We start from the raw sequence: 11,205 nt of genomic DNA on the forward strand, positions 1-11,205 counted from the left end.
GACTGTGTTATCACCTGTATCATTGCTGATCAGGCTTAAGTTGAGAAAATTGCTTGTCTGGAGCTCGCAGGGAGTAATGGTTTGTTGCTGAATATGGTTTGTACACGATGCTGTCATAGGTGTACTAATATATCAGCGAGGTGATTACTCTTGTTCCCTTCGCGGGTATTAGCCCGATCAGGTTCTGCGGATCCCGAATAAACGGTCTCAGCCTGTGTCCATCGTGGTATACGCTGAACGCTAGGCACTCCGACAAGAAAAAACATCCCAGAGTATAAAAGGGGATTATAAAAACTACAACCTTTAACTGTAATCTTTTGGCAGATATCTACTTGTTCTTGTGGGACTTTGTGCATATTCAGCTTACCTGCACAGTAGTCAGCTATCATTTTCTGATCTGCCTCAAGAAAACGGGGATCAGTAATGATATTTTTCTCCCATAGATATTGTGTCCATAACTGGCCGGAATCTTCGCAAATTAATGTTTCATCTAAACACTTGAAAGACGAAGAGTATAAATGAACATTATATCCTTGAAGACAATCGTACAACTCATGATGGATAGATACAGATGATACAGCAAAAATTGACAGGTACAGAACAGGGCTGGTGGATTGTCAGTCTTGAGAATCAAATCTGGCTACCGCAGGGGGAGTTACCAACAGGGACTGCCCGCGAATGGTCATTGCAGGACCACATGGCGCAGCCCATCGGAGAATGGTTGGGGAATACAGTGTGGCTGATCCGCCATAAAATGGCTTCAGATATGTCTTCTCACCGTTTATTTGTTGATCGGGAAACCAAATTATTTCAATTGGTAGGGCGTGCTGTGCAATTGGCTGAGTTTTATCGTTCACATCACTACTGTGGTTACTGTGGTCATGAAATGCAGCATAGCCAACATGAATGGGCCTGTTTGTGCAACCACTGTCAGGAATGTTATTACCCACAAATTGCTCCCAGTATTATTGTTGGCATTCGTCGTGATGAGCATATTTTGTTGGCACAGCACCAGCGTAGCCGAAACGGTATTCATACTGTGCTTGCTGGGTTTGTGGAAGTCGGTGAAACGTTGGAAGAAGCGGTGCATCGCGAAGTGATGGAAGAGAGTGGAATTAAAATCTGTAACTTGCGATATGTCGCTTCTCAACCATGGCCTTTCCCGAACTCATTGATGGTGGGGTTTTTGGCCGATTATGATAGTGGTGAAATTACAATTGATCCCGTCGAGCTTATCAGTGCAGACTGGTATCGCTACGATAACCTTCCTTTGATCCCTCCTTCTGATACGATTTCCCGTCGTTTAATTGACGATACGGTTGCGTTGTGTCGCCAGCAGTCATGTTAATTGCTCAGTGAGTTGAGAAAGGGCTTTTAAAAATATGTCCGGATCTGCAAGGGGATAATCGGTAACGGCTAATACAACTGTGACCGTATATCCCCTTCATTTTAAATCCCATAGGGTATGGCAATATACCTTATTCTTTTTGTTCCTTTAGGCCCCGTTTTTTTAGCATAGGCTCAATACTTGGTGGCTTACCGCGGAAGTCGATATACAGCTTTTCCAGGTCTTCACTATTGCCACGTGACAGCACCTTATCGCGGAAACGTTGGCCATTCTCTAGTGTCAGTCCTCCGTGTTCGGTAAACCAGACAAAGGCATCGTCTGCCAGCATTTCTGTCCACAGATAAGCGTAATAGCCGGCAGAATAGCCGCCACCCCAAATGTGTTTGAAATAGCTGGAACGATAGCGCGGCGGCACGTAGCTGAGAGCGATATTGTCTTGTTGCAGAGACTCCTCTTCAAATTTATCTACATCCTTCTGTGGCTGATCAGTGGCCAGCATATGCCAGTGCATATCCAACAATGCGGCTGACAGCATCTCGGTCATGAGGTAACCTTTGTTGAATTTGTCAGCCTTATTGATCTTATCCACCAACGCCTGTGGCATGGCTTCACCGGTTTGGTAATGCCTGGCGTAATGGGCAAATACCTTTGGATCACGCGCCCAGTACTCATTAAGTTGTGAGGGAAATTCCACAAAATCACGGGCGGTATTGGTACCGGACAGACTTGGATATTTCTGATCGGCAAACATGCCGTGCAAGGCATGCCCAAACTCATGGAACAGGATAATCACTTCATCATACGACAATAGTGCGGGCTGGCCCGGCGCAGGTTTGGTAAAGTTGGTGACGTTGTAAATCACCGGTTTGGTTCCAATGAGCTTTGACTGACCGACAAAATTATTCATCCAGGCTCCACCCCCTTTATTGTCACGTTTGAAGTTATCAGTATAAAACAACGCCAACGGCTTCCCGTCGTTATCGAAAACTTCATACACTCGGACATCGGGTTGATAAACCGGAATATCTTTACGTTCTTTAAAAGTGATGCCATACAGCAGATTAGCAGCATAGAATACGCCATTGTTCAGAACGTTATTCAGCTCGAAATACGGCTTAATTTGTGACTCATCCAAATCATATTTTGCTTGGCGTACCTGTTCAGCATAAAACGACCAGTCCCAAGCCTCCAGCTTGAAGTCTCCTTTTTGCTGGTCAATCACTGCCTGAATGTCTTTGGCCTCGCGCTCAGCGCGTGCCGTTGCTGCTGGTACAATATCGCGCAAAAATTTCAGCGCGTCTTTAGGCGTTTTTGCCATCTGATTTTGCAGTTTCCACGATGCATAATCCGGGAAGCCCAGCAGCTTAGCCTGCTCAGCACGGAGCTTCGCTAGTCGGCTCAGGGTTTGACGGGTGTCATTATCGTCACCTTTTTCGGCTCGGCTCCACGAGGCTTCAAATAACGCCTTACGTGTCTTGCGATCTTTCAGGTCTTGCAAACGTGGCTGCTGAGTGGTGTTTTGCAATACCAACAGCCATTGGTTGTCTAGCTTACGCTCATTGGCAGCCTGAGCAGCCGCAGCAATTTCGCCATCGGATAGCCCATCCAGCCAGGTTTTATCTTGAACCACCAGCGCGCCATTCTTGGTTGCTGCCAGCAATTTATTGGTGAACTGGGTACTGAGTATTGCTGCTTCCTGATTCAAAGCTTTTAACTTTACTTTATCCGGATCAGGCAAGTTGGCCCCTGCTAACTCGAAGCGTTGATAAGTCACTTCCACCAATCGGCGCGATTCCGGGTCCAGATTCAACGTTTCGCGCTGCTGATAAACAGCTTTGATACGGTTGAACAGCTTACTGTTCAACATAATTTCATCCTTCATCGCCGCCAGCTTTGGTGAAATATCCTCATCCAGTTTTTGTAGTTTGTCAGTGCTGTTAGCTGATGTCATCGCTCCAAATACGTTCATTACCCGTGTCAACATTGCGCCTGATTTCTCCAGTGCGACAAATGTATTTTCAAAGTCAGGTGTGGCGGGATTATTGGCTATTTTCCCGATCTCTTCCAGTTTCTGTTTAATGCCGGCAGCAATTGCGGGTGCATAGTCTGTTTCTTTTATTTTATCGAACGGAGGAGCCTGAAATGGTAGTTTGCTTGTGGAGAAGAAAGGGTTTTTGTGCTTGTACTGCTGTTGATTAGATTCACCGCTCACATTCATCTCCTTTACCTGATCACTTGATGCGTTCGTGTGGTCAGATCCCGGTTTATTTTCTTCGGCCTGCGCCTGAGTGCCTAGCGCCAAGCTAATAGCCAGTACTAAAGTGGATAAACGTATCAATTGAAACTCCTCCATGTAGGTCTAATAGGTTATTTATCAATGAAAATAACTTCATAAGTACTTTGATGCAGTCAATTAACTAATGTAAATCAATTCATTTAACGATTAACTGAAGAGCGCGAACAATAATAGCGAGAACAATGAAGGATGATGGCAACGTGAGAAACCCTTCCCTGCGCATAACACATTAATAACATAAAAATAATATAATGGGGGCAATAAGCTGTTGGGCATAGCCCTTGTTCCGGGTTTTGTGACTCTGCCCATAAATTTTTTCAGCCGATGTCGTTCGTTATATACCCAATGGATTCGAGTTACAGCCAATAAAGCCGTAGTTTGAAAGACGACGGGTATTGCTGCTTGAACGTTTATTTATTGGAGGTCAAGACGGAAGTTCGGTTTCCGACGTGTTATCATGCGCCCGCTTTTTGTCGATAATCAAAGGGAGCCTGTCATGAATGAGTTGAAAAACGACCGCTATCTGCGTGCCTTATTACGTCAGCCTGTTGATATTACACCTGTGTGGATGATGCGTCAGGCCGGTCGATATTTACCAGAATATAAAGCGACACGTCAGGAGGCGGGAGATTTCATCTCGTTATGTAAAAATACTGAGCTGGCTTGCGAAGTCACTCTTCAGCCCCTGCGCCGTTTTCCTCTGGATGCTGCGATCCTGTTTTCTGATATCTTGACTATTCCTGATGCGATGGGGTTGGGGCTTTATTTTGAAGCGGGCGAAGGGCCACGTTTTCAATCTCCGATTCTTAATCATGCTGATGTGGAAAAGTTGCCTGTCCCTGATCCAGAAATGGCGCTGGGCTATGTGATGGATGCTGTTCGTGCGATCCGCAATGCGTTGGCAGGTCAGGTTCCTCTGATCGGTTTTTCCGGTAGCCCGTGGACACTGGCAACCTATATGGTTGAAGGAGGAAGCAGCAAGGCATTTACCAAAATTAAAGCCATGATGTATGCTGAACCTGCGACATTGCATATGTTACTGGATAAATTGGCAAACAGCGTTATTCTATATCTGAACGCGCAAATTAAAGCGGGCGCTCAATCTGTCATGATTTTCGATACTTGGGGTGGAGTCTTATCTCATCGCGCTTATCTGGAGTTTTCCCTGCAATATATGCATAAAATTGTAGATGGGTTGATCCGTGAACACGAAGGCCGTCGTGTGCCTGTTACCCTGTTTACCAAAGGGGGAGGCCAATGGCTTGAGGCGATGGCGGCAACGGGGTGTGATGCACTTGGGTTGGATTGGACGACGAATATTGCTGATGCCCGCCGTCGTGTTGGAGATAAGGTTGCTTTACAGGGTAATATGGACCCATCCACGCTGTATGCTGCACCGGCACGAATTGAAGAAGAAGTTTCAAGAATTTTACAAGATTTTGGTGCAGGCAACGGGCATGTTTTCAATTTGGGACATGGCATTCATCAGGATGTTCAACCAGAGCACGCCGGCACCTTTGTCGAAGTAGTACACAGACTTTCAGCAAAATATCATCAATAACTTTATGATTGACACAAAAGCACTACGTCAGGAACAGATAGAGACATCACGGCAGGTTATCCGCCATGATGTGTTTTCTACGTCTTTTACGCCAAAGTTGATTGCGGGTGCTGATGTTGGGTTTGAAGATGGCGGTGCGGTGACGCGTGCCGCTATTGCGGTTTTGCAGTATCCCTCGTTAGAATTGATCGAATACCAAATCGCCAGAATTGACACAGTACTTCCCTATATCCCCGGCTTACTCTCATTTCGTGAATATCCTGCATTGATGGTTGCATGGCAAAAATTAAGACTGCGGCCTGATTTGCTTATGGTGGATGGTCAGGGGATTGCCCACCCCCGACGTTTTGGAATAGCCAGCCATTTTGGATTGCTGGTGGATGTTCCAACAATCGGTGTGGCAAAAAGCCGCCTGTGTGGTGAACATGCACCTGTTGGAGATGCTCCGGGAAGTCGTCAGCCGTTGGTGGATCGTGGTGAACAGATCGGTGTCGTATTACGCAGCAAAAAAAGATGTAATCTGCTCTATATTTCCATCGGTCATCAGATCAGTATTAACAGCGCGGTATTCTGGGTTGAACAGTGTATGAAAGGTTATAGACTCCCTGAACCGACTCGTTGGGCGGATGGGATCGCCTCAAATAGACCGTTTTTTAAGCAAACAATGCAGAAAAATCTATAATTGTGGCGGAACTGTGTGGATATTCTTGTTTTTCAGGTAAACTTCGGCGCAAATTAAGCATTATGAGTAACGATCAATGTTAAGAAACCCTATCCACCTGAGGCTGGAGAAGCTTGAAAGTTGGCAACATTTGACTTTTATGGCTAGTCTATGTGAGCGGATGTATCCGAACTATCAGGTGTTTTGTCTCCAGAGTGGGTTTGCAGACCCCTTACAGTATCGCCGCATTTTGGATCTTGTGTGGGAAGTATTGGTCGTTAAAGATGCAAAAGTGAATTTTGATAGTCAGCTGGAAAAGTTAGAGGCCATTATCCCATCATCAGAGAGTTATGATATTTATGGTGTGTATCCAGCGATTGATGCGTGCATTGCATTGAGTGAAGTAATTCATTCTCGTTTGAGTGGTTCGACGTTAGAACATGCAATAGCTGTCAGTGAAATGTCCGTCCGTACTGTTGCTATGCTGGAAATGACGCAGGCTGGCAGGGAAATGACCGAGGATGAATTAAAAGTATTACCTGCCATTGAAGAAGAGTGGGACATTCAATGGGAAATTTACCGTTTATTGGCTAATTGCGAAGAACGGGACATTGAACTAATTAAAGGATTAAAAGCTGATCTCCGTGAATCGGAGGTTAGTAATATCGGCATAAATTTGAAGCAATAACTCATAAAGACGTGACTTAATGCTTGATTTGCCGTATTTAAAGGCTTCACATTTGCCCTCACTCTGTTCTACATTGGGGGGCGAAAAGAAGTGGCTATCGGTGCGTGTATGCAGGGGTGCTGTCAAATCGGCATATCCGTCGCACTCGATGCTTTGCAAACGATAAACACACTGTAAGGATAATCTATGAATAAGACCGAATTAGTTGATGCAATTGCAGCAGGTGCAGATCTGACTAAAACTCAGGCTAAAGCTGCTCTGGAGTCAACTTTGAATGCAATCACTGACTCCCTGAAAAATGGTGATGCAGTGCAGCTGGTAGGCTTTGGTACTTTCAAAGTTAACCACCGAGCAGAACGTACTGGTCGTAACCCACAGACTGGTAAAGAAATTAAAATTGCAGCAGCAAACGTACCTGCTTTTTCCGCTGGTAAAGCACTGAAAGACGCAGTTAAGTAATCGCATTGCGAAAAAAAATGAGAGGGGGATATTTAAAACCCCTTTTGTTGATTCTACAGGGGCTGTTAGCATTAGGGTTCATCTCTTTGCTCAGCGCCTGCTCGATTCAGCCCAAAACACCACTTTTCAACGCCAGTGGTTTTGTAACTGATAACGGTGTTATCCGTTTATGGCGACTGAATGATCAAAAAAATAGTAAGCCTCAGGTTATTATGAGCGTTTACAGCCCCTACCATAATAAAAATACCATTGTTACTTTCTACGAGTATCGTCATGGCAGCTTGTGGCAAATCCGCCGCAATGTGCTTGGTAATTCCTTAAGTGATAAAACGCCAATTGAGGAAACATTGCGTATCGATCAAAACAACGCAGTCATTTTTAAACTTCGGCAATTAAAAGAGCGTAATGAAATAATTGCCGATAATGATGTGAAACGTCTACAGCTTGATGCCAGGCAGATACTGGACGTCAGTAACTCCTTAATTGCAAAAGGAAGTAAGCTGTTACAGGGGCATTGGCAGCATGGTCAGGTTACTACCTGTTCGGGGAAAAAATTATCCATTAAGTTTGAACCTGATGATCAGAAATGGCTTAAGGAGAGGCAAAGTAATAGTTCTGGCTCATTAACTATTGCTTGGCTGGATTCGTCAACGGGAAAGCAGTTATTGTTGGTCGCCAATGATGATTTTTGTCGTTGGGAACCGACGAAAGATAAGCTGTAAAGCTGTTACTTTCGTCGGTGTAGATTGACTTATTTCAAGCGAGCAATCGCTCGATAGCCGATATCTTTGCGGTAAAAACACCCTTCCCAGTTAATGTGTCCCACTCTCTGGTAGGCTTTTTTCTGTGCCTCGGCAATATCGTTGCCCAAAGCGGTGACACACAAAACACGCCCGCCAGCAGTGACAACGTTTTCATCCTTAAAATCTGTTCCTGAGTGAAAGATCTTTTCATCGGTTTCTGTATCTTGCGCTAACCCGCTGATAACATCACCTTTAGCGTAATTGGCGGGGTATCCTCCTGCCGCCAGTACAACACCTAATGCCGGACGGGGATCCCATAAGGATATTTTCCCGCTTAATTGGCCTTGTGCCCCTGCAAGACAAAGTTCGACTAAATCAGAGTGTAAACGCATCATAATGGGTTGAGTTTCAGGGTCACCAAAACGGCAGTTAAATTCGATGACTTTGGGTTCACCTTGTTTATCAATCATCAGGCCAGCATAGAGAAAGCCGACATAAGTATGCCCTTCGGCTGCCATTCCCTCGACAGTAGGGTAAATGATTTTTTCCATGACACGTTGGTGAATATCATCCGTGACGACAGGGGCTGGTGAGTAAGCGCCCATACCGCCGGTATTTGGCCCGGTATCGCCGTCACCTACACGTTTGTGATCCTGACTGGTAGCCATAGGAACCACGTTTTTACCATCAACCATGACAATAAAACTGGCTTCTTCGCCATCCAAAAATTCTTCAATGACAATACGATGTCCTGCATCACCAAACGCATTACCTGCCAGCATGTCTTTAACGGCATTCTGCGCTTCTTCCATGGTCATGGCGACAACGACACCTTTACCAGCAGCCAGGCCATCCGCTTTAATGACAATCGGAATCCCCGCTTTTTCCAAATAGGCCAGTGCCGGCTCAATTTCCGTGAAATTTTGGTAGGCTGCGGTGGGAATATGATGACGGGCGAGGAAATCTTTGGTGAAGGCTTTGGAACCTTCAAGTTGAGCCGCAGCTTTTGTCGGGCCGAAAATAGTTAGCTCTGCTTGCCGGAAAGCATCAACTACGCCGATAACCAGTGGGGCCTCAGGCCCCACGATGGTCAAACCGATCTTATGGCTTTGGGCAAACTTCAGTAATCCATCAATATCGGTCGCGGTAATGTTCACATTTTCTAAATTCGCTTCCAGCGCAGTGCCTGCATTACCCGGTGCGACATAAACCTTATCTGCCAAAGGTGATTGTGCCGCTTTCCATGCTAACGCATGTTCTCTTCCACCATTGCCGATAATCAATACATTCATTTAAGGCTCCTATTATTCAGGCGAAAGATTGTTAATGGCGGAAATGACGCATGCCAGTGAAGATCATTGCGATATCGTGTTCATTAGCAGCAGCAATAACTTCATCATCCCGAATGGAACCACCCGGTTGAATGACACAGCTCACACCTACTGCGGCTGCGGCATCAATGCCATCCCGGAACGGGAAAAAGGCATCTGAAGCCATGGCACAGCCTCTAACCTCTAATCTTTCATCTTCCGCTTTAATACCCGCTATTTTAGCTGAGTAAACACGGCTCATTTGCCCTGCGCCAATACCAATTGTCATATTGTTCTTGGCATAAACAATAGCATTGGATTTGACAAATTTTGCCACTTTCCAGCAGAACAGCGCATCCTGCATTTCTTGTTTCGTTGGCTGGCGTTTGGAGACAACCCGCAGATCATCCTCGTCTACCATACCTAAATCGCGATCCTGTACCAGTAATCCACCGTTAACACGTTTGAAATCGAGTTCTGCAACGGGTGAGTGCCATTCTCCGCATGCCAGAACACGGACATTTTGTTTGGTCGCCAGAATTGGCAAGGCTGCTTCATTAATAGAAGGAGCAATAATGACTTCAACAAATTGGCGTTCGATAATAGTTTTCGCGGTATCAGCATCCAATTCTCGGTTAAACGCAATGATGCCACCGAATGCGGAAGTAGGATCAGTTTTGAAAGCATGGTCATAAGCGGTATGAATATCAGTACTCACTGCAACACCACAAGGATTGGCGTGTTTGACAATCACACAGGCAGGTTTGGAGAATACTTTTACACACTCTAACGCAGCATCGGTATCCGCAATATTATTATAAGAAAGCGCTTTACCCTGTAATTGGGTTGCTGTAGCAATCGAAGCTTCAGTAATTTCTTCTTCTATATAGAAAGCCGCATCTTGATGGCTGTTCTCACCATAACGCATATCTTGCTTTTTAATGAAATTCAGATTCAGAGTGCGGGGAAAACGCCCTGATGGTTGGCTTGTCTCACCATGATAGGGGGGAACCAGTGTGCCAAAGTAGTTGGCAATCATGCTGTCATAAGCGGCAGTATGCTCGAATGCCTTGATGGCTAAATTAAAGCGGGTAGGTTGCGTCAGTGCGTTTTGGTTGCTATCCATCTCCTCAATAATATTGTTGTAATCCTGGCTATTGACAACAATCACAACATCCTTGTGATTTTTAGCCGCAGAGCGAACCATTGTCGGGCCACCGATATCAATATTTTCGATGGCATCTTCCAGGGAGCAGTCTGGTTTTGCGACGGTTTGGGCGAAGGGATAAAGATTAACGACCACCATATCAATCGGGGCAATCTGATGTTTTGCCATTACATCATCATCCTGCCCACGACGACCCAAAATACCACCATGAATTTTGGGATGCAGCGTTTTGACTCGTCCATCCATCATTTCTGGGAATCCTGTATGGTCCGAAACTTCGGTGACATTAAGTCCAGCTTCGGACAGCAGACGAGCAGTTCCTCCTGTTGAAAGCAGTTTAACACCACGGCTGGATAAGGCCTTGGCAAATTCAACAACACCCGCTTTGTCAGAAACACTCAGCAGGGCACGACGGATTGGACGAAGCTGTTGCATTGGTGTGATCCCTTGGATTTCATAAAACAAGAATGTGTTATTGAGAAAAAAACCACTAATCTAAGAGAGAAATAGCTTCTGCAATAACATTTCAAAACAACTTAAAAAAATCATATAGTGATTTTTTCCCGGCAGATTATAGCGCAAACGTTTGCGTGATGCTCGACAAATTTTAGCAAAATATCAAATTGTGGATAACTTTGTGTGTAATATGGTATAAACTGGCGTTTTGCTGTGTAATGCAGCGAGCAGTAATTTTTTTTGAAAAAAACTCTTGTCAGCGGCGGAAAACTCCCTATAATGCGCCACCACTGACCGACGCTGCGCTGAGACATGCCGCGGCGGGAAGTCGGAAAAGAGCGACAATAAACGCTTGACTCCGGAGGCAAAAAGCGTAAGATACGCCGCCTCGCAACCCGGAAGAACTTGCCGGTTGCCACCGCTCTTTAACAACTTAATCAGACAATCTGTGTGGGCACTCGCAGGACTGTATCTCACGCCGAAAGGCGAAAAAGATAACCAAGTCTTGAAGAGTG

Annotated in this window: 10 protein-coding genes and 1 riboswitch; of the genes, 6 read left to right on the forward strand and 4 right to left on the reverse strand. The window is 45.4% G+C overall.

Annotated features, from left to right (window positions below):
* Window positions 1–137: 137 nt before the first annotated feature.
* Window positions 138–262, reverse strand: a riboswitch (TPP riboswitch).
* A 309-nt stretch (window positions 263–571) separates the two neighbouring features.
* Window positions 572–1,348 (forward strand): NAD(+) diphosphatase, encoded by a 777-nt coding sequence (gene nudC, locus BM329_RS09325; protein WP_092552107.1) that lies wholly within the window; start codon window positions 572–574, stop codon window positions 1,346–1,348.
* 130 nt (window positions 1,349–1,478) lie between these two features.
* On the opposite strand, the gene dcp is transcribed toward nudC, so the two are convergent.
* Window positions 1,479–3,683, reverse strand: a complete 2,205-nt coding sequence (dcp, locus tag BM329_RS09330; RefSeq protein WP_092552131.1) for a peptidyl-dipeptidase Dcp — start codon at window positions 3,681–3,683, stop codon at window positions 1,479–1,481.
* Window positions 3,684–4,140: 457 nt separating this feature from the next.
* Here dcp and hemE point away from each other — a divergent pair, with 457 nt between their 5' ends.
* From hemE to BM329_RS09355, 5 genes are all read left to right on the forward strand, one after another.
* A complete protein-coding gene (gene hemE, locus BM329_RS09335; protein WP_092552134.1) occupies window positions 4,141–5,205 on the forward strand; it encodes a uroporphyrinogen decarboxylase in 1,065 nt (354 codons plus the stop codon).
* 4 nt (window positions 5,206–5,209) lie between these two features.
* Window positions 5,210–5,887 carry a deoxyribonuclease V gene (nfi, locus tag BM329_RS09340; protein ID WP_092552110.1) on the forward strand — a complete coding sequence of 226 codons (678 nt, stop codon included), beginning with the start codon at window positions 5,210–5,212 and terminating at the stop codon, window positions 5,885–5,887.
* Between the two features lie 76 nt (window positions 5,888–5,963).
* Window positions 5,964–6,554, forward strand: coding sequence for a YjaG family protein (locus tag BM329_RS09345; RefSeq protein ID WP_092552113.1), 591 nt, complete (start codon window positions 5,964–5,966; stop codon window positions 6,552–6,554).
* Between the two features lie 186 nt (window positions 6,555–6,740).
* A complete protein-coding gene (hupA, locus tag BM329_RS09350) occupies window positions 6,741–7,013 on the forward strand; it encodes a nucleoid-associated protein HU-alpha (protein WP_092552116.1) in 273 nt (90 codons plus the stop codon).
* 50 nt (window positions 7,014–7,063) lie between these two features.
* Window positions 7,064–7,735, forward strand: coding sequence for a DUF1481 domain-containing protein (locus BM329_RS09355; protein WP_422643824.1), 672 nt, complete (start codon window positions 7,064–7,066; stop codon window positions 7,733–7,735).
* A 29-nt stretch (window positions 7,736–7,764) separates the two neighbouring features.
* Here the strand turns inward: BM329_RS09355 and purD are convergent, their stop codons facing one another.
* The 3 genes from purD to BM329_RS14820 all read right to left on the reverse strand — a co-directional run.
* Window positions 7,765–9,048, reverse strand: coding sequence for a phosphoribosylamine--glycine ligase (gene purD / locus BM329_RS09360; RefSeq protein WP_092552122.1), 1,284 nt, complete (start codon window positions 9,046–9,048; stop codon window positions 7,765–7,767).
* Window positions 9,049–9,079: 31 nt separating this feature from the next.
* The gene (purH, locus tag BM329_RS09365) at window positions 9,080–10,669 is read right to left on the reverse strand and encodes a bifunctional phosphoribosylaminoimidazolecarboxamide formyltransferase/IMP cyclohydrolase (RefSeq protein WP_092552125.1); all 1,590 of its coding nucleotides are present in this window, start codon (window positions 10,667–10,669) and stop codon (window positions 9,080–9,082) included.
* Window positions 10,670–10,852: 183 nt separating this feature from the next.
* On the reverse strand, window positions 10,853–11,205 hold a 353-nt coding region (locus BM329_RS14820), incomplete at its 5' end, for a hypothetical protein (protein ID WP_218153262.1).

The organism is Xenorhabdus koppenhoeferi (assembly GCF_900116635.1).
GTDB classification, from domain to species: domain Bacteria; phylum Pseudomonadota; class Gammaproteobacteria; order Enterobacterales; family Enterobacteriaceae; genus Xenorhabdus; species Xenorhabdus koppenhoeferi.